The following is an 18,623-nucleotide window of genomic DNA, read 5'->3' as shown; positions in this document are numbered from 1 at the left end:
CGATGACCGCTCCCACCGCTGCCACCGCTGCGGGCTGCGCCGCACCTGACCAGGCCGCGCCTCTGCCGGCCAGCCTGGACCTCGAGAAGGAGACCGTCATCACCGGCATCGTCCGGTCGGCGGCGGACGAGGTCGTGCCGGGCGCGTACGTCCGGCTGCTCGACTCGACCGGCGAGTTCACCGCCGAGGTGGTCACCTCGGCCGCCGGCCAGTTCCGGTTCTTCGCCGCGCCGGGTTCCTGGACGCTGCGGGCGCTGTCCCGGCACGGCAACGGCGACACCGCCGTCACCGCCGGCCGGGGCATCAACGAGGTGTCCGTCACCGTCGCCTGACCCACCGCTCTGATCGACCGGGGCCGGTCACCCTCCTGGGTGGCCGGCCCCGGTCGTCATCGTGGGCGTGGTCAGATGCCGGTGGCTCTCGTGCAGGACGAGACCGGAGCGAGGACGACGTCGACGGTCCCGACGAGGCCCGCCCTGATGCGGGTGCGTTGCGTCTGCGGTATCCACCCGTCCTTGGCGACGATCACCTCGTAGCGGCCCTTGGGCAGCCACCAGACGTACCGGCCCTGCGGGTTCGCGGTCAGGGTCCAGCCGGTCGTCCTGCCCACCCGGTTGACCCGTACCGTCGCCGCGACCCCGACGGTCGCGCCGGCGCAGGTGACGCCGGTGACGGTGCCCTGGATCCGGCCCCAGCTCGCCGGCGGCGAGACGGTCATCCGCGCCGGCACGGCCGGAACCCGGTACGGCGTGTCGGACGCGATACCCAGCTCGCCGGAGTAGGTGCCCGGCTGGGCCACACCGGCGGCGGCCGTGGCACGCATCTTGACGGTGACCGTCCGGGAGGCCCCTGGCGCGAGGGTGAACGTGCCCGGCTTGGTGGTCAGCCAGGGTAGGTCCGCCTCCCCGGCGCACAGTTCCAGGCCGCTGAGCCGTTCGGCGTCCGGGGAGCCGACGAAGGGGGAAGGCGAACCGCCGATCCGGTACGCGCCGCAGGCGGCAGCGCCCCGGTACCGACCGGACTGGACGTTGGGCAGGTCGCGCCAACTCCCCGCCACCGGGTCGTACGCGATGGTCCGGTTGGTCACCGTGGTGGACGCCGCCGTGACCCCACCGGCCAGGACCAGGAGGTCACCGGCCGCCGCGTACTGGGCGCCCCAGAGGTCCACCGGCAGGTCCGGCAGGGGATGCCACGCGTCGGCCGTCGGGTCGTACCGGTAGGCGTCGGTGTAGTCGGCGTCGCCGGTGCCACCGGCGCAGTAGACCGCGCTGCCGATCCCGCCGCAGGAGAGCCAGGACACCGGGTGCGGGTACGCCGCGCCGGTGTGGAACGTGCCGGTGCTCGGGTCGAGGACGACGAGCCGGTCCGATTCGGCGCAGTCGTTGTTCTGGCAGCCACCGACCAGGTAGATCTTCCCGCCGGTGACCGCCCCGCCGGCCGCCGCCACGGGAAACGGGTTGCCGGGCACGGCCAGCGTGCTCCACGTGTCGGTGGCCGGGTCGAACACGTCCACGGAGGCGACGGTGTCGTCGTCGACGCCCCAGCCACCGAGGACGTACAGCTTGCCGCCGACGGCCGCCGCGACCGGCTTCGCCCGGCCGCTCGGCATGTCGGGCAGCGCCGCCCAGGTGTCCGTGTCGGGGTCGTAGCGCCACGCCTTGCGTTCCAGGCCGCTGCCGCCACCGCCGCCGACGGAGTACACCTTGCCGTCGAGGGTGGCCGCCGCGTTGTCGTAGACCGCCGCCGGAAGGGTGGCGATACCGGTCCAGGCGTCCTGCGTTCGGGGGCCGGTCCCGGTCCCGGACGCGCCGTACGCGGTGCCGGTACGGGTCTTGCTGATCCCCTTGGTCCGCTGCTCCCGCAGGGGCGCTCCGGCTCTGGACAGGGCGTCGAACCGCCCGTTGCGCTCCACCAGGTTGACGGCGGCCGGCGCGCTGCCCGTGTTGCGCACCGTCAGCTTCGCGGTCCGGGTGCTGCCGTACGGCTGGGACGACCGGACGGTCGCCGGTGTGACGGTGAGGCGACCGGCGGCCAGCGCGACGTCCAGGCGGCGGACGCCGTCGGCCGGCACGCTCGCCGTTTTGGCGGCGACCTGGTACGGCGTCCGGCTGGCGGTGAACCGGTGTGCCCCGGTCAGCCCGGAGAACAGCCAGTAGAAGCCGTCCGGCATCGTCGGGTCGTCCGGCGTCGCCGCCGACCTGCCCCGGTCCTGCGGGCGGTCGGCGCTGGCCACGGTGACCCCGTCGAGCGGCGTGTCGGTGTTGCGGTCGGTGGTCACCCCGAGCACCAGCCCGCCCGGGGCGGGTACGCAGTCGCGGTTGACCACCTGCACGTCGTCCACCTGCCACCACCAGGCGAAGCTGCCGTGGAAGCGGAACCGGACCCGTACCGAGGCGGCCCCGGCCGCCGGGTCGAGTGGCACCTCCTCGACGACCGGCCCGCGCCGGCTGGTGGTCTGGTGCCAGACCGTGGTCCAGGTGGTGCCGCCGTCGGTGGAGACGTCCACGTCGGCGGTGTCGCTCACGCCGACCGCCCGCCAGTCGCTGTGGAAACGCAGCACCGGCGCCGGTGTGCCGCGCAGGTCGACGCTCGGGGTCACCAGGTCGGTGTCCTGGGTCCGGCCGGAGCCGAGACGGTCGCTGTCGGCGATGGCGAAGGCGCCGCTGCCGCCGGTGAGGTTGCCCCGCTCGCCCGCGTCGGTGAAGGTCCAGCCGCCGTCGTCGGTACGGTTCCGTACCGACCAGCCGTCCGGCGTCGCGGCGCTGTCGAAGCTCTCGGTCAGCAGGGGAGCGCCGAAGCTACCGGTGTAGCCGGCCGCCGTGCATCCGGTCTCGACCGGTACGGCGAGGTCGGTCGTCACGGGGTCGCCGCCGGTGACCACGTCCCGGGTGACCGCGCGGTAGCCGGGGTAGCGGGCGGTGACGGTGAGCCGGTACGTGGCGTTGCCGGGCACGGTGAACGAGTACCGGCCGGTGGCCGGGTCGGTGAACACCGGTCCACCGGGACGGCTGGCGACCTCGATCCGGGCGTAGAGCGGCCAGCCGTGTCCGGAGGCATCGGTGACCCGGCCGGCCACGGTGACCGTCGGGTTGGCCGTCAGGGCGAAGTCCCGGGTGACCGCCCCGCCCTCGGTGACGGTGACGGTGGCGCTCTGTCCGGCGTACCCGTAGGCGCTGACGGTGACCGTCGCCTCGCCGGCCGGCACGGTCAGCGCGTATCGGCCGTCCGCGCCGGTGGTGACGCTGCGATCGCCGTCGCCGACGGTCGCGCCGGCGATCGGTTCGCCGCCGCCGGCCGTGGTGACCGTGCCGGTGATCCGTCCGACGGCGCCGCGCGGAGCGGCCCGAGCCGCCGCGTACGCGTCCAGCTGACCCTCGCCGAAGACGTTGTTGTCGGCGGCGGTGCCTCCGCAGGCGGTGGCGTCGACGTCGCGGGCGGTCCGGTCCAGCAGCTCCTCGGTTCCGGCGATGTCGCCCCGGAGGGTCGGCGCGGCCGACCAGAGCAGCGCCACCGTGCCGGAGACGTGCGGCGCGGCCATCGAGGTGCCGTCGTACGCGGCGTAGGAGTCGCCGGGGACGCTGGAGCGTACGTTGCTGCCGGGCGCGGCCACGTTCGGTTTATACGACCGCCCGTCCGTGCCGGCGCCCCGCCCGGAGAAGTCGGAGATGGTGTTCTGCACGTCGTACGAGCCGACGGCGTACGCGTTGGCGTTGTCGCCGGGTGAGCCGGCGCTGCCGCAGGCCGGACCGTCGTTGCCGGCGGAGAAGACCCCGAAGATGCCGGCCGCGCGCCAGGCCGCGATGGTCTGCTCGAACCAGGGGTCGCCACCGGCGCCTCCCCAGGAGTTGTTGACCACGTCGGGGCGCAGGTCGGGGCGCGGGTTCTGCCCGTTCAGGTCGGTCGGGGCCAGCACCCACTGGCCGGCGGCGAGCAGCGAGGCGTCCGTGCAGGAGTCGGTCTCGCAGCCCTTCGCGGCGATCCACTTCGCGCCGGGAGCGACGCCGATCTGGTTGCCCGCGCCGTCGTCGCCGACCATCGTGCCCGTGGTGTGTGTGCCATGGCCGACGTTGTCGCAGGGCGCGGCGCTGGGGCACACGCCGGCCGGGTCGTACCAGTTGTGGTCGTGGTCGAAGACGCCACCGCCGAGGTTGCCGCGGTACGCCCCGACCAGCGCCGGGTGGTCGTACTGGGCGCCGCTGTCGATGGTGGCGACGACCACGCCGTCGCCTCGGTCGCCGAGTTCGTTCCACACCTGCGGGGCGTTGATGTTGGTGAGCCCCCACTCCGGGCCGTTCGCGTCCGCGTGGCTGCCGGTGGCGGGGGTGGGCCGCAGCAGGGGATAACTGCGGCTCGGCTCGATCCTCGCCACGTCGGGCCGCTTGGCGATCTCGTCGAGCAGCGCGCGATTCCCGGTGACGCGGACCGCGTTGGCGATCCAGTACGAGGTGTGTGCCGCCTTGCGGGTTCTGAGCAGCTTGCGTAGACCCTTCTGGGTGCGCGTGGCGGTCGTGGTGAGCAGCCGGTGCACCTCGCGGGCCCGGTCGTCCGGGTCACGCAGCTTGGCGGTCCGCGCCACCGGCGCGGTGCTGCGCAGGTAGACGAGGAAACTGCCGGTGCCCGTCGCGCCGAGTTGGCGGAGCAGCCGCTGGTCGACGTGGGCGGGCGTGGGAGCGGGTCGGGCGGCGACGGCGGGTTGGGCGGTGAGGGCCAGCAGGGCCGCGACGCATGCCACGGCCGTTCGCCAGAGGACGGATCTCGCATTCGGTGGTGGTTGGAGCACTGTTCCTCCCCACATGGGGTCCCGCTGGGTCCGGGACCTGCTCGGACGGTGCTCAATGCCTAACGATCGGCCGGTGACCTGGCGTTATTCCGGCCGGGAGTCGGGCTGTCGGGTCGTCGACCACTGCCTTTCGAGAGCGGAGGACGGCTCGTGACACCATGGCCGGGTGAGCGGTGCTGTCCAGACGGGTTGGCCCTTGTCGAGCGACCCCGCCCCGCCGGCGCCTGCCCGGCGCGGGCGGCGTTGGCTGCTGGTCGCGACCGTCCTGTGGGCCCTCCTGCTGGCCGGGCTCACCTGGATGTCGGTCCGCGACGACCCGCCGACGGTGCGCGAGCAGCGCACCCTCGCCGAGGCCGCTCCGGTCGTCGAGAGGGCGGTCGGCGAGCTGGCCCGGGCCGCCGGAACGGCCGGCCTGCTGGAGCTGGGACCGGCGCGGGTCAGCGCGGGCTGCCGCGTCACCCCGCTCGCCGACGGCGCGAGGCTGCGTCGCGAGATCGCCGTGTTGGCGCCCGCCGACACCGGGCGGGCCGTACTGACCGGCATCGCCGACCGGCTTCCCGCGAGCTGGCGGGCCGGGGTCGGCCCCGGCCTGGACGGTCCGGAACTACGCGCCGACGCCGGGGAGTTCGTCGCCGTCGCCGGGCGGCCGACCGGGGACGGCCGGCTGCGATTGACCGTCGACACGGGCTGCCGGCCGCCGGGCGCCGGTTACGACCCGTCGCCGGCCACCGCCGTCGGTCCGGAGGCGGCGGCGCTCACGGCCGCCCTGACCGCGCTGGGCCGGCCGACCGGCAGCGCGCCGGACCTGGTCACCGCGCCCTGCCCGGACGGCACGCTGGCCCGTACCGCACGGTCCGCCGCCGGTCCCGGCCCGGCCGGGACCGGCGCCCTCGCCGCGCTGGCCGGCGGCACCCCACTGCTGGACAACCCGCCGGTGTACGCGTACCGCGCGGGCGATGTCACCGTGCTGGCCGAACTGGGCCCGGACGCCGCACGTGTGGCCGCCACCGTCGGCTGCCCCGGCTGAGTAGGCGGGTCAGCCGCCCGTGCCTCGATTGTCCGGATCGCGGCTGCGCCCCAACGCGTCGACTCGGCCCCAGCGACCGGGGATGTCCAGCAGCTCCACCCGGCCCATGCCCGGCGGCACGGCCGGGTCGATGATCAGGTGTTCGCCCTGCGGTTCCAGACCGAGCATCACGCGTAGCAACAGCAGCGGTGTGCCGCTCGACCAGGCCTGCGGGCTGCACGCGGTGGGGTACTCAACCGGGTAGCCGGTGCGGCTGCGGGCGTAGCCGGCGAACGCCTCCGGCAGCCGCCCGCCGAAGTACTCCGACGCGGCCAGCATGGCGTCGCAGATTCGCCCGGCCTCCTCCCGGTAGCCGTACCGGGCCAACCCCCAGGCGATGATCGAGTTGTCGAACGGCCAGACGGTGCCCACGTGGTAGCCGATGGGGTTGTACCGGCCCTCGCCCTCGGCCAGGGTCCGCACCCCCCAGCCGGAGAAGAGCCGCGGCCCGAGCAGGTGTTCGACCACCTTGCCGGCCCGTGGCTCGTCCACGATCCCGCTCCACAGCAGGTGCCCGATGTTCGACGTCAGCGCGTCGACCTGCTGACCGTCGGCGTCCAGGGCGAGCGCGTAGTACCCGCGGTCGGCGATCCAGAAGTCGCGGTTGAACCGCTGTTTGAGCTCCGCCGCCTCCCGTTCCAGCCGGTCGGCGTACGCCGGGTCGTTCCAGACCTCTCGGGCGAGCCGGGCGGCGCGGACCTTCGCGTCGTACGCGTAGCCCTGCAACTCGCAGGTTGCCCGGGGGAAGCCGGGGATCCGGCCGTCGGCGTACGAGATGCCGTCCCAGGAGTCCTTCCAGCACTGGTTCTGCAGGCCGGTCTCCGGGTTGCGGGTGCGGTACCAGAGGTAACCGGTGCCGAGCAGGTCGCCGTAGGTGTCGATCCAGTCCAACGCGGCGCGGACCTGCGGCTCCAACTGCTGAACCAGCGCGGTGTCGCCGGTCCAGCGCTCGTACTCGTCGACCAGGATGACGAACAGCGGGGTGGAGTCGGCCGAGCCGTAGTACGGCGAGTGGGGCTGCTCCTCGAAGCCGGCGGTCTCACCGTACCGCAGCTCGTGCAGGATCTTGCCCGGCTCCTCGTCCCGGAAGTCGTCCACCCGGTGCCCCTGGAGGCCGCCCAGCATCTGCGCGGTCGGCGGGATCAGCTCCGGCAGGAACGGCAGCACCTGCAGCGAGGTGATGATGCTGTCCCGACCGAAGAGGGTCATGAACCACGGCAGCCCGGCGGCGATCAGCCGTACGCCCAGAGCGATCGACTCGTAGCGAAGCGCGGCCAGGTCGTTGAGGCTGCGCCGGTACGCCCCGGCCAACGGCTCACAGTCGCAGCCGAGCTTCGGCGCCCGGTCGATCAGCTCCCGGTGCTCGGCCCGGATGGCGTCCCCGCCGCGCCCGCCCGCGTACGGCAGGGTGGCCCGGATGTCCTCGCCGCGGGCCCCGTAGACGATGGTGGAGATCTGCAGCCGGGTCGTCCACTCGCTGTTCTGGTCGACCCGGACGCGGAACGTCATCCCGGCGGCGTCGACCTGCGCCGGCACCGTGGAGCGGATCACTGTCTCCCGGTGGAAGCCCTCCCGCCGGTACGACAGGCGCAGCTCGTTGTCGGCCACCGTGACCGTCGTCCGGCCCACCTTCTGTTGGGCGTGTTTGATCTCGAACAGGTCGGCGAAGTCGCTGCCCATCTCGACCCGGACGATGAACTCGGCCTCCTCGCCGGAGTGGTTGAGGACGGTCAGCTCCTCGTCGAAGCCACCCCCGATCTCGCGGCTGCGGATCACCGACGCCTTGGCGTCCAGGTAGTGGGTGGGTTCGCCGGGCGCGAGGAAGAACGTGGTCCGGTACGACTCGCTGGCGTCCACGGAGAGAGCGTGCAGCCGTTGCCCATCGAGCGTGAGCACCCAGCTCGACAGGAAGCGGGTGTCGAACGAGAACAGTCCCGTCGGGAAGTCGAAGGACGGCTCGATGTCCCCGCGATGGTCGGTGACCAGGAAGGTGTTGCCGTCGAGGATGCTGACGAGATCCTTCACGAACGCCGCCCGACTTCCTGTCTTGCGACCTCGCGCGGGTCCCTCGTGCCCGGCGGGTCCGGAAAGAAGCGGCGGAAGGCCAGGAAGAGCACCACGTCACCGCTGAAGGTGCTCTCGTTGCGCAGCACGGCGGCGAGCGCTTGGGCTTCACCGGCGACCAACCTGTCGAACAGGGCCGAGCTGCTGAACCAGATGGCGTCGGCCGGGCCTCGTTCGCGAGTGGCCCGCACCTCGCCCGGCCGCATCCGGACCAGCCAGTGCTCGGTCTGGTGGTCGGTGCCGAGGTCGATCTGCAGGGTTCCGGCGACCAGGCCGCGCAGGACCGTCGGTGCCCGCGCCGGCAGGGATTCGAAGAACCGCTGGGTCGCCTCGGTCACATCCGAATCGTAGGCAGCGCTTCGGGTCGCCGGGTCGGTATTCGCACTCCGCCACCTGGCTGAGTCGGGGATCAGTACACGAGTGCCTGCGCGCCCTCGGCCAACGCCTCCTCGACGAAGACCGCGGCGCCCGCGATCCGCACACCGGGCAGTACGTCCTCCGGGCCGATCTCCCGACGGGCCGCGCACTGGGTGCAGGCGGTCACCCGGCCGCTGGTCAGGATGACGTGCAGCAGTTCGGCCAGCGGCGCGGAGTGCGGCAGCTCGAATTCCTGGGCGCGGCCGGGCAGCGCGAACCAGGTCGACTCCCCGGTCAGCCAGAGCGAGACGTCCACGCCGGCCGCGACCGCCGTGGCGGCGACCGTGAACGCCTGCGCGCACCGCTCCGGGGCGTCCGCACCGGCGGTGACCTTGACGACGAGAGAGCGGGCCATGGGGCCCAGCATAGGATGGATGGGATGGTTACCGAGATCGGGTTCGTCAGCCTGCTGGTCGCCGGCCTCGGCGCACTCGCCGGTGGCCTGGTGTATCTGGCAGTGAGAATTTCAAGGGGACGCTGGTGAGCGCACAGTGAGCGACGAGAATCCGCTGCAACCGCCGTGGCTCAACGCGCCGCCGGTCGAGGAGTACCCGTACGAGGAGAGCCACGACCTGCGCGTCGGGCCGAAGCTGCACCCGGCGCTGGACGGACTCCTGCCGTACATCGGTCTGTGGCGGGGCCGGGGCAAGGGTGGCTTCCCCACCATCGAGGACTTCGACTACGCGCAGGAGATCCGGATCAGCCACGACGGCCGGCCGTTCCTGCACTACGAGTCGCGGGCCTGGATCCTCGACGAGCAGAGCCGGCCCGTTCGCCCGGCCGGGCGTGAGGTCGGCTGGTGGCGGCCGGTCCTGGTGGACGGCCGGGCCACCGACGAGCTGGAGGCCCTGCTGACGACTCCCACCGGCGTGATGGAGCTGCACCTCGGCAAGCGCACCGGCACCCAGGTGGAGTTCGCCACCGACGCGGTGGTGCGGACGGCGACCGCCAAGGAGGTCACCGGGGGTCACCGGCTCTTCGGCATCGTCGAGGGCGCGCTGCTGTACGCGCAGGAGATGGCCGCGATGGGTCACCCGCTCAGCCCGCACCTGTCGGCGCGGCTCGTCCGGGTCGGCGGCTGACGGCTCAGCCGACGGGGAAACCCAGCAGTTCGTGCAGGGCGGGGGTACGCGGGCAGGGGTCCCGGCGTACCCCGTCCAGCATCCGGACCTCGACGAGTCCGCGTACCGAGGAGCTGAACCAGAGCCCGTCGGCGGCGTGCAACTCCGCTGGCGTGGCCATCCGTTCGGCACCGTTCAGGCCCAGCTCGTGCGCGTGGGCGAGCAGCCAGGCGACGGTCGTGCCGGGCAGGATGCCGGTGGTGGCGGCGGGCACCGTGCAGATCGTGTCGCCGGTGAGCCACACCACGTTCGCGATCGGCCCCTCCAGGGCGTACCCGTCGGACGAGACCCAGAGCACGTCGTCCACCCCGGCCCGTTGCGCCCAGCGGCGGGCGGCGCTGTTGACCGCGTACGAGGTGGATTTGATGCCCGCCGGCAGCCAGTCCAGCCCGGTACGCGCGTCGGCGGGCACCCCCAGCGGCAGGATGGCGACGGTTATCCCGTTCCGCCGGGCCGCCAGCGACGACGCCGGCACCGCGGTCAGGGTGGCGTAGACGGTCGGCGGACCGCCGGCCTCCGAGCCCCGGGTGCAGACCAGCCGCAACGCGCCCTCCACCTTTGCCGGCCAGCCGACGAGCACGGAGTCGAGCAGGTCGGTCAGCGCGTCGGTCGGCGGTAGGTCCAGGTCGACGGCCGCCGCCGCGGTGAGCAGCCGGGCCAGGTGTTCGTCGCGGAGCCACGGTCGCCCGTGGCGCAGGTGCATCGATTCGAAGAGTCCGTCGCCGCGCAGGACGCCCAGGTCGTCGCCGCGGAGCACGGGTTCGTCCGCCGGGATCGGGCCCCGCCCCAGCACGGCGATCCGCGCGCTCGGCGTGGCCGGGACATTGCCGACGGACGACGTCACCATGACCGTCGAGCGTAGCGGGGGACAACCGCGCGTAGGGAGTCGGCGCGTTCGCCGAACTATGATCGGACGGTGTCCGAATCCTCCCTCGCGGAAATGCTCCGGGCCCGTGGGCTGCGGCTGACGGCGCAACGGCAGCTCGTCCTGCAGGCGGTGCTCGATCTGGGCCACGCCACCCCGGAGCGGGTGCACGCTGCCGTGCGGGAGGTCGCCGCCGGCGTCAACATCACCACCATCTACCGCACTCTGGAGCTGCTGGAACGGCTCGGCCTGGTGACGCACACCCACCTGTCGCACGGATCACCGACCTACCACGCGGCGGGTGAGCACCAACACGTCCACCTGGTCTGCCGGGAGTGCGGCGCGATCGACGAGATCGATCCGGAGCTGCTCCGTCCGCTCGCCGACCAGTTGGAGGCGCAGCGGGGCTTCCGGGTGGACATCGGGCACGTGTCACTCTTCGGCGTCTGCGGCCGGTGCGAGAACGGGGACCACAAATGATCGACATCGCGGGCGCGGTGGCCGTCGAGAGCATCGACGAGGCCAGCAGCGACCAGCCGGACCCGGCGCACGTCGCCGCGGGCGTGCGGGGGGTGGCCGCGCACTACGGCGACCCGCTGCGCGAGCAGCGCGTGCTGGACACCGAGGTCGGCCTGGTCGACAGGTCGCACCGGGGGATCGTCGCGGTGCCCGGCGAGGAGCGGGCCGGTTGGCTGCACACGATCACCTCGCAGCACCTGTCGACGCTGTCCGCCGGTGAGGGCACCGAGCTGCTGGTGCTCTCCCCACACGGGCACGTCGAGCAGCACGCCCTGGTCGCCGAGGACGGCGAGACCACCTGGCTGGACACCGAGCCGGGAGCGACCGACGGCCTCCTGGCGTACCTGGAGAAGATGCGGTTCTTCAGCAAGGTCGACCCCCGCGACGCGACCGCCGAACGGGCGTTGCTGTCGCTTGTCGGTCCGGCGGCGGTGGAGGCCGTGGGCACGCTCGGCGTGACCGGGCTGGCCGCACCGGACCTGCTCCCGGTGCCGGGTCCGAAGTTCGCCGCCGGCGCCGTGCCACCCCGGGCGGGCATCCGGTACGACGTCCGACCGCTGCCCATCGGCGGGTGGGCCCGACGCGGCTTCCTCGGGGTGGACCTGCTGGTGCCCCGCTCGGCGATGGAGCAGGTCGTCGCGGAGCTGCGCGGCGCGGGCGTGCCGGTCGCCGGCCTCTGGGCGTACGAGGCGATCCGGGTGGCCGCCCGGCAGCCCCGGGTGGGGGTGGACACCGACCACCGGACCATCCCGGCCGAGGTGGACCTGATCGGCCCGGCCGTGCACCTGGACAAGGGCTGCTACCGGGGTCAGGAGACGGTCGCCCGCGTGCACAACCTGGGCCGGCCGCCGCGCCGCCTGGTGCTGCTGCACCTCGACGGGGTGACCACCGACCAGCCGCCGACGGCCGGTACGCCGGTGACCCTGGACGGACGGGCGGTGGGTTTCGTGGGCACCGCCGTGCTGCACCACGAACTGGGTCAGGTCGCGCTCGCCGTCCTGAAGCGGAACGTCCCGGACGACGCCACTTTGATGATCGGCGAGACCGCGGCGGCGATCGACCCGTCCTGACCGGCACGTCTAGGATCGCCGGCATGACGACAGGGACGTTGATCACGGTGGCCCCGACGGGCGCGGAGTCGGCCAAGGCGGAGGTGCCGGCACTGCCGGTGACGCTTGACGAGCTGCTGCTCACCGCCAAGGAGTGCGAGGCGCTCGGCGCCGCCGTGATCCACGTCCACATCCGCGACGACGAGGCCCGGCCGACCCTCGACCCGGCCCGCCTGGCCGAGACGGTGGCCGCGTTGCGGGAGAGCACCGACCTGATCGTGCAGCTCTCGTCCGGCGGCGCGGTGACCGACCCGGAGGCGTCCCGGCTCGCCGTGCTCGACGCCCGTCCCGACATGGCCTCCTGCACGATGGGCACGGTCAACTTCGGCGACGACGTCTTCCTCAACCGCTGGGAGTTCATCGTCGACCTGCACACCCGGATGCAGGAGCGCGGGATCGTGCCGGAGTACGAGATCTTTGACCTCGGCCACCTGTCCGCGTTGCAGCGGCTGCTCGGCAAGTACGGGCTGCCGGCGGGCGGGCACGTGCACGTCGACTTCGTCATGGGGGTGCCGGGCGGCATGCCGGGCACCACCGAGACGCTCGTCGCCGCCCACCGGATGCTGCGGGACCTACCCGAGGGCACCACGTTCTCGGCCACCGGCATCGGCCGCAGCACCATTCCGGTGCTGCTGGCCTCGCTCTCGACGGGCGGGCACCTGCGGGTCGGCATGGAGGACACGGTGACGTACGCCAAGGGCCGTCCGGTCGAGTCCAACATGCAGCTGGTCGCCCGCGCGGTCGGCTTCGCCCAGCTCGCCCAGCGGCCGCCGCTGACCACCACCGAGGCTCGCGCGCTGCTCGGGCTGTAAGGCCGCAGACTTCCCTCGCCCCTGTCCCCGCGCGGTTGACGACCTGGTCACCCCGCCGACGGGCGGCCCGATCTCCTGGGTACCGTCCAGCACGTGGGAAAGACGTACGAGGGCGGCGTGCCGCTCGCCGAGGTGGTCCGGTCCGGTTTCGTCGAGGGCGGACACCGCGGCTCGGTGGTGGTGCTGGACGCGACCGGGGCGCCGCTGGCCGCCGCCGGGGACGTGACCGCGCCGATCTTCCCGCGCTCGGCCAGCAAGCCGATGCAGACGATCGGGATGCTCCGCGCCGGCCTGCCGCTCACCGACCCGGCTGACCTGGCGTTGGTCTCGGCCAGCCACGCGGGGGAGGACTTCCACCTGGCCCGGGTCGGCGCGCTGCTCGACCGGGCCGGGCTGGACGCCTCGGCGCTGCACTGCCCGCCCGACCTGCCGGCGGGCGTGGCGGCCCGGGAGGCGGTGCTACGTGCCGGGGGCGGGCCGAGTCGGGTCCAGATGAACTGCTCCGGCAAGCACAGCGGGATGCTGCTGACCTGCGAGGCCGCCGGATGGCCCCGCGACGGCTACTGGCGGCCGGAGCACCCGTTGCAGCAGCGGTTGCGGGCGACCGTCGAGGAGTTCACCGGCGAGCCGACGGCGGCGGTGGGCGTCGACGGGTGCGGCGCACCGGTGCTCGCGGTGTCGCTGACCGGCCTGGCCGGGGCGTACCTCCGGCTCGTCGATGCCGAGCCCGGCTCGGCGCCGCGCCGGGTGGCCGACGCGATGCGGGCCCACCCGGAGATCGTGGGCGGCACTCAGGCCGACGACACCCGGCTGATGCGCGGCGTTCCGGGCCTCCTGGCCAAGGTCGGCGCCGAGGGCGTGTTCGCGGTCGGACTGCCGGGCGTCGGCGCGGTGGCGCTCAAGATCGACGACGGGGCCGACCGGGCGCGCATGCCGGTGCTGGTCTCGGCGCTGCGCCGACTCGGCGTGGACGCTCCCGTGCTGACCGAGTACGCGGAGGCGCCCCTGTTCGGCGGCGGCCTCCCAGTCGGCGCAATCCGCCCCCTCTGGTAAGCCGCCCTTCCGGTCATCGCCGGGCCACCAGGCCATCAGGCCACTAGCCGCCGGTGTCCGCCCGAGGCGTGGCGGCTTGGGCAGTGCGGCGGCTTGGGCGGCGTGGCGGCTTCGGCGGCGCGGCGGCTTGGGCGGCGCGGCGGTGCGATGGCTTCGGGAGTGCGGCGGCTTCGGCGGTGCGATGGCTTCGGCGGTATGCGGCCGGGTGCTTGCCGGGTGGCCCGCTCGCCTATGAGCGTGATGCCTCAGAGTCATCAAGATGACTCTGAGGCATCAGGCTCTTCCCAGCCCTCAGCCCTCAGCCCTCAGCCCTCAGCCCGCGAGCCGCGAGCCGCGAGCCGCGAGCCGCGAGCCCCGAGCCCGGGCGCGAGCACCGAGCGCCGCACGCTAGCGGCGTCGGGCGGCGAGTGTCGGGGCGCCGGGTGCGGGTTGCTCAGGTCAGGAAGTCCAGGAGGGCGGCGGTGACCGGTTCCGGGCGCTCCAGGGGGAGCAGGTGCGCGGCGTCCGGGACGTCCGGCTGTCGTACCGCGTTCGGGACCTCGGCGGCGATCCGGTCGGCGAGTTGGCGGATGTCCGGTACGTCCGCCGCGCCGGCGGTGACCAGGACGGGGATCTTCAACTCGCCGAGACGGTCGATCGCCGGTGGCGTCAGCTCTCCCACCTCGACCGCGCCGAGCGCCAACTCGGCGGCCAGGGCGCGCTGGTCCATCTCCTGCGCGAACGCCAGCAGTTCGGGGTCGACGTCGGCCGGCTGACGGGCCGGACCGACCACCCAGAAGCGCACCTCGCCGGCCGCGCCCGCCACGAAGTCGTCCGGGTCGACCTCGCCGACCAGCTCGTCCCAGAGGTCGTTGGCCTCGTCGGACCACTCGTTGCCGGAGACCGCCGTGTCGAACAGGGCGAGCGCGCTCACCCGGTCCGGATGGGCCAGGGCGGTGTCGACGGCGACCGACCCGCCGAAGGAGCAGCCGACCAGGGCTGCCTGTGGCAGGTCCAGGGCGTCCAGCAGGCCGGCCACGTCGTCGTGGTGTGCGAACGGCGTCGGCGGCAGTTCCGAGTCGCCGTACCCGCGCAGGTCCGGGACGATCACCCGGTGCCGGGCGGCGAGCGCGGGTACGACACCCCGCCACATGCGCCGGTCCGCGATGCCGGCGTGCAGCAGGACGACGGGCGAACCGCTGCCGGCCTCGTCGTACGCGAGGACTGCTCCATTGACTGTGATCTTGTGCACCAACGGACCGTACGGACCGGTTGGGGTGGGGCGCAAATGGGACGCTGAGACCTTGCTAACTCTGGCTAGCATTTTGCTTGCAGGAGTTAGCGGATCCGATTAGCGTCGGCACCATGGCGACACCAAAGGACCTCCCCGACGTCGGCGGGTTCATCCGCGATCTGCGCCGTAACGCCAAGATCTCACTGCGCCAGCTCGCCGAGCAGGCGGGCGTCAGCAACCCGTACCTGAGCCAGATCGAGCGCGGCCTGCGCCGGCCGAGCGCCGAGGTGCTCCAGCAGTTGGCCAGCGCGCTGCGGGTGTCGACCCCCGCCATGTACCTGCGGGCCGGGCTGCTCGACGACAAGGAGGGGCACGGCGTGCTCGCCGCCATCGCGGTGGACCCCGACCTGACGATGGCCCAGAAGCAGTCGCTCAGCCAAATCTACGAGACCTTCCGCCGGGAGAACGCCCGGCTGTCCGAGGCCCAGGCCGCAGCCGCGGCGACCACCCCGACCGAGCCCCGGGCCGCAGCCGGGGCGACCACCCCGACCGAGCCCCGGGCCGCAGCCGGGGCGACCACCCCGACCGATGTCGCCGACGAGCCCGCCGACGTGGCCAACCTGGCCGCGACCGGCCCCACCACCGAGGGCGGCACCCCGACCGAGGCCGTGCTCGAGTCGGTCGCCGTGACTGAGGCGGGCCCCGCACCCGCCCCGAGCAGCACCCCCGGGAAGAACGCCCCGAGCAGCACCCCCGAGAAGAAGGCCGCCGAGACGGCCGAGGAGGAGACGTCATGACCGAGCCGAAGACCAATCGCATCCCCGCTCCCATCTACGCCGCCGCCGGTGCGGCCGAGCTGGCCATCGAGCAGCTCCGCAAGCTGCCCATGGCCGTCGGTGTGCACGGCACCCGGGTCGTCGCCGACCTGGGCGGCCGGGCGGTGCTGACGGGCTTCGAGCTGCGTCAGAAGGCCACCGAGACGCTGCGTACGGCCAACGAGACCGCCGGCACCCTGCGCGACCGCGCACAGGCCGAGCTGGACCTGGCCAAGCTGCGCGAGTCGGCCGACCTGGCCAAGCTGCGCGAGGTCGCCGACATCGAGAAGCTGCGCGCCGCCGCCACCCGCAACGCGGCCGTGGTGGTCACCGCGGCCCAGGCGGCCCAGGAGCGGGCGTTCGCGGCGTACGGCGCGCTGGTGGCTCGCGGCGAGCGGGTCGTCGGCGCTGGCGTGCTGGAGGCCGCCGAGACGGTCAACGCGGACATCGAGGCGACCGAGGCGACGACCGCGACGGCCCAGAGCGCGACCACGGCCACGGCCGAGGCCGCGACCACGACCGCCACCACGACCCAGACCGCGACGGCGGCGCAGGCGACGCCCGCCCCGGCGGAGGTGCCGAGCCCGGCCGAGCTCGCCGAGATCGCGGAGGCCAAGCCGGCCGCCGTCAAGAAGGCCACCCGGGCGAAGGCCGCGAAGTCGGCCGAAACCCCGTCGGCCAAGCTGCCCCGGGCCACCAAGCGGACCCGCCCGGCGGCCGAGTAGTTCACACCTGTCGGCGATCCCGACGGCGTCCTTGTCGGACGTAGTCGGGGTCGTCGACATAAACTTGCCGGCATGGCCACCGCCGCGCCGATCTTCGCGTTCGAAGTCCGTTACGTGATCGAGCTGATCCTGCTCGTCTTCGCGTTGATCATTCAGGGTGTCGCGCTGGTGCATGCCATCACGCAACGGTCCGACGCCTTCGCCGCCATCGGGACGCTGCCCAAGGGCGGCTGGATCGCGATCCTCGCGGTCTGCCTCGTCCTGATCCTGCTCAGCCGCGGTCCGATCAGCCTCTTCGGACTGATCGGCATCGCCGCCGCGCTCATCTACCTGCTCGACGTGCGGGTCGGTCTCCGCGACCTGAGTGACGGCAACGGCAAAGGATTCTGGTGAGAGGTTTCCGCTGGCCTCCTCCACCGGACAGCGGCCCCCGCACCTTCGGTCCGGGCCCGGGCGGGCCGCGCACCGGCCGTCCCGCGATCCCCGATCCGGAGACCGAGCGCGTCGACACGCCGCACGGCGTGCAGTTGGAACGCCTGGTCACCGGCGTCGGTGACCCGGTCACCGTCTTCGCGCACGGGCTGGGCAACGGGATCGCCACCACGCGACCGTTCGGCAGCGGGGTAGCCGGTCGGCGGCTGTTCTTCCAGTTCCGGGGGCACGGCCGCTCGGACGCGCCGCCCGGCTCGTGGACCTACCTCGACCTCGCCCGTGACCTGCGGGCGATCGCGGATCTCGGCGGCGCCAGCCGGGCGTTCGGGGCGAGCCTTGGCGCGGGGGCGCTCTGCCGTCTGCTCGCCGAGAGTCCGGAGCGCTTCGAGAAGCTGGTGTTCTTCCTGCCGGCGGCGCTCGACCAGCCGCGCGGTCCGGCCGCCTGGGACCGCGTCGGCGCCCTGGTGGATGCCGTGGCCAGCGGTGACGCGGGGGCCGTAGCGGACGTCGTCTCGCTGGAGCTGCCGGCGGCGGTGCGCAACACGCCGGCCGGCTGGGCGTACCTGCGGCAGCGGCTGGACCAGTTGCTCCGCGACGGCCTGGACGAGGGCCTGGCCACCCTGGCGGGGCAGGTGCCGCTGGACGACGCCGGTGTGCTGTCGGCGGTCACGGCGCCGGCCCTGGTGATCGGGTCCGCGGGTGACGACCTGCACCCGGTCGAGGTCGCCGAGCAGCTCGCCGCCGCGCTGCCCCGGGCCACCCTGCACGTGTACGACCGCCCCGGGTTCCTCTGGTCGGAACGCGCCGACCTGCGGGGGCGCATCTCCGGCTTCCTCAACGAGTAACGTGCCCTGTCATGGGCGTCACACAGCACGGCCGGACGCACCGGCTGGATCTCGCGGACCCGACCCTGCGCGAGTGGACCTGCACGGTCCTGCACGCCGACCCGGAGCAGGGCATCGTTCTCGACCGTTCGGCGTTCTATCCGGGCGGTGGCGGTCAGCCGCCGGATCACGGCGTGCTGCTCTGGCAGGGCGTGCAGACCCGGATCGTCGGCACCCGCAAGGGCGACGACCCGTACCTGATCCCCGCCGAGGGTGACCCGTTGCCGCCGGTCGGCACCGAGGTCGTCGGGGCGGTGGAGGACGAGCGCCGCACCCGTCTGATGCGTACCCATTCGGGGTTGCACGTGCTCTGTGGCGTGGTGTTCCGCGACTTCGGTGCGCTGGTGACGGGCAACTCGATGGAGCCGGGCGAGGCTCGGATGGACTTCAACCTCCCCGAGGTGCCGCCGGACTTCAAGAGCCGCATCGAGGAGCTGGTCAACGCCGAGGTGGCTGCCGACCGCTCGGTCGCTACCCGGGTGCTGCCGCGTACCGAGGCGTTGGCCCTGCCGGACATCATCCGAACCCAGTCCAACCTCATCCCGCCGGACGAGCAGGAGGTGCGGATCGTCGACATCGTCGGTCTGGACGTCCAGGCGGACGGCGGCACCCACGTCGCGTCCACCGCCCAGATCGGCAAGGTGCAGGTGGTCAAGGTGGAGAGCAAGGGCCGGGCCAACCGGCGGGTCCGCGTCCGGCTGGTGGATTGACGAATTCGGACGTCGGCTGTCAGGTATCGCTGGCAGCC

The 18,623-nt window shown here is 73.2% G+C and carries 18 protein-coding genes and 1 pseudogene; 13 read left to right on the top strand and 6 right to left on the bottom strand.

Annotated features, from left to right (window positions below; all coding sequences use genetic code 11):
• The first annotated feature begins 2 nt into the window (after window positions 1-2).
• Entirely contained in the window at window positions 3-332 is a 330-nt protein-coding gene (locus tag ABZ272_RS16995; protein WP_355050871.1) for a DUF1416 domain-containing protein, read from the top strand.
• Window positions 333-403: 71 nt separating this feature from the next.
• Here the strand turns inward: ABZ272_RS16995 and ABZ272_RS16990 are convergent, their stop codons facing one another.
• The gene (locus tag ABZ272_RS16990) at window positions 404-4,795 is read right to left on the bottom strand and encodes a S8 family serine peptidase (RefSeq protein ID WP_355050870.1); all 4,392 of its coding nucleotides are present in this window, start codon (window positions 4,793-4,795) and stop codon (window positions 404-406) included.
• 151 nt (window positions 4,796-4,946) lie between these two features.
• Here ABZ272_RS16990 and ABZ272_RS16985 point away from each other — a divergent pair, with 151 nt between their 5' ends.
• Window positions 4,947-5,807, top strand: a complete 861-nt coding sequence (locus ABZ272_RS16985) for a hypothetical protein (RefSeq protein WP_355050869.1) — start codon at window positions 4,947-4,949, stop codon at window positions 5,805-5,807.
• Window positions 5,808-5,816: 9 nt separating this feature from the next.
• On the opposite strand, the gene ABZ272_RS16980 is transcribed toward ABZ272_RS16985, so the two are convergent.
• The 3 genes from ABZ272_RS16980 to ABZ272_RS16970 form a co-directional block, all read right to left on the bottom strand.
• Entirely contained in the window at window positions 5,817-7,871 is a 2,055-nt protein-coding gene (locus ABZ272_RS16980; protein WP_355050868.1) for a glycogen debranching N-terminal domain-containing protein, read from the bottom strand.
• Entirely contained in the window at window positions 7,868-8,248 is a 381-nt protein-coding gene (locus tag ABZ272_RS16975) for an SCP2 sterol-binding domain-containing protein (RefSeq protein ID WP_355050867.1), read from the bottom strand. The genes ABZ272_RS16980 and ABZ272_RS16975 overlap by 4 nt, the downstream gene beginning before the upstream one ends.
• A 71-nt stretch (window positions 8,249-8,319) precedes the next feature.
• Window positions 8,320-8,694, bottom strand: a complete 375-nt coding sequence (locus ABZ272_RS16970) for a DsrE family protein (RefSeq protein ID WP_355050866.1) — start codon at window positions 8,692-8,694, stop codon at window positions 8,320-8,322.
• 12 nt (window positions 8,695-8,706) lie between these two features.
• Between ABZ272_RS16970 and mtfM the strand changes: the two genes are divergently transcribed.
• Complete coding sequence (gene mtfM, locus ABZ272_RS16965) at window positions 8,707-8,811, top strand: small membrane protein MtfM (protein WP_267897534.1); 105 nt, start codon at window positions 8,707-8,709, stop codon at window positions 8,809-8,811.
• 7 nt (window positions 8,812-8,818) lie between these two features.
• Window positions 8,819-9,409: an FABP family protein gene (locus tag ABZ272_RS16960; protein ID WP_355050865.1), complete on the top strand. Its 591-nt coding sequence runs from the start codon at window positions 8,819-8,821 to the stop codon at window positions 9,407-9,409.
• A gap of 4 nt (window positions 9,410-9,413) precedes the next feature.
• Here the strand turns inward: ABZ272_RS16960 and ABZ272_RS16955 are convergent, their stop codons facing one another.
• Window positions 9,414-10,295, bottom strand: a complete 882-nt coding sequence (locus ABZ272_RS16955) for an aminotransferase class IV (protein ID WP_355050864.1) — start codon at window positions 10,293-10,295, stop codon at window positions 9,414-9,416.
• Window positions 10,296-10,364: 69 nt separating this feature from the next.
• Here ABZ272_RS16955 and ABZ272_RS16950 point away from each other — a divergent pair, with 69 nt between their 5' ends.
• The 4 genes from ABZ272_RS16950 to ABZ272_RS16935 all read left to right on the top strand — a co-directional run bounded on the left by ABZ272_RS16950 (window position 10,365) and on the right by ABZ272_RS16935 (window position 13,806).
• Entirely contained in the window at window positions 10,365-10,793 is a 429-nt protein-coding gene (locus ABZ272_RS16950) for a Fur family transcriptional regulator (protein ID WP_355050863.1), read from the top strand.
• On the top strand, window positions 10,790-11,902 hold the full coding sequence (locus ABZ272_RS16945) for a folate-binding protein (RefSeq protein ID WP_355050862.1): 1,113 nt from the start codon (window positions 10,790-10,792) through the stop codon (window positions 11,900-11,902). The genes ABZ272_RS16950 and ABZ272_RS16945 overlap by 4 nt, the downstream gene beginning before the upstream one ends.
• Before the next feature lie 23 nt (window positions 11,903-11,925).
• The gene (locus ABZ272_RS16940) at window positions 11,926-12,753 is read left to right on the top strand and encodes a 3-keto-5-aminohexanoate cleavage protein (protein WP_355050861.1); all 828 of its coding nucleotides are present in this window, start codon (window positions 11,926-11,928) and stop codon (window positions 12,751-12,753) included.
• Between the two features lie 93 nt (window positions 12,754-12,846).
• Window positions 12,847-13,806 carry an asparaginase gene (locus ABZ272_RS16935; RefSeq protein WP_355050860.1) on the top strand — a complete coding sequence of 320 codons (960 nt, stop codon included), beginning with the start codon at window positions 12,847-12,849 and terminating at the stop codon, window positions 13,804-13,806.
• Between the two features lie 433 nt (window positions 13,807-14,239).
• Here the strand turns inward: ABZ272_RS16935 and ABZ272_RS16930 are convergent, their stop codons facing one another.
• Window positions 14,240-15,037, bottom strand: coding sequence for an alpha/beta hydrolase (locus ABZ272_RS16930; protein ID WP_355050859.1), 798 nt, complete (start codon window positions 15,035-15,037; stop codon window positions 14,240-14,242).
• 113 nt (window positions 15,038-15,150) lie between these two features.
• On the opposite strand from ABZ272_RS16930, the pseudogene ABZ272_RS16925 reads away from it, so the two are divergent.
• The 5 genes and pseudogenes from ABZ272_RS16925 to ABZ272_RS16905 all read left to right on the top strand — a co-directional run.
• A pseudogene (locus ABZ272_RS16925) lies at window positions 15,151-15,681 on the top strand (helix-turn-helix transcriptional regulator); the annotation flags it as partial.
• Window positions 15,682-15,812: 131 nt separating this feature from the next.
• Entirely contained in the window at window positions 15,813-16,559 is a 747-nt protein-coding gene (locus ABZ272_RS16920; protein WP_355050858.1) for a hypothetical protein, read from the top strand.
• A gap of 72 nt (window positions 16,560-16,631) precedes the next feature.
• Window positions 16,632-16,952 carry a DUF2516 family protein gene (locus ABZ272_RS16915; protein WP_355050857.1) on the top strand — a complete coding sequence of 107 codons (321 nt, stop codon included), beginning with the start codon at window positions 16,632-16,634 and terminating at the stop codon, window positions 16,950-16,952.
• The gene (locus tag ABZ272_RS16910; protein WP_355050856.1) at window positions 16,949-17,836 is read left to right on the top strand and encodes an alpha/beta hydrolase; all 888 of its coding nucleotides are present in this window, start codon (window positions 16,949-16,951) and stop codon (window positions 17,834-17,836) included. The genes ABZ272_RS16915 and ABZ272_RS16910 overlap by 4 nt, the downstream gene beginning before the upstream one ends.
• Window positions 17,837-17,847: 11 nt before the next feature.
• A complete protein-coding gene (locus ABZ272_RS16905; protein WP_151488505.1) occupies window positions 17,848-18,585 on the top strand; it encodes an alanyl-tRNA editing protein in 738 nt (245 codons plus the stop codon).
• Window positions 18,586-18,623: the final 38 nt, after the last annotated feature.

The organism is Micromonospora sp. NPDC005979 (genome assembly GCF_040614415.1).
Taxonomy (GTDB): domain Bacteria; phylum Actinomycetota; class Actinomycetes; order Mycobacteriales; family Micromonosporaceae; genus Micromonospora.
This window is presented reverse-complemented; position numbering and strand designations above follow the sequence as displayed.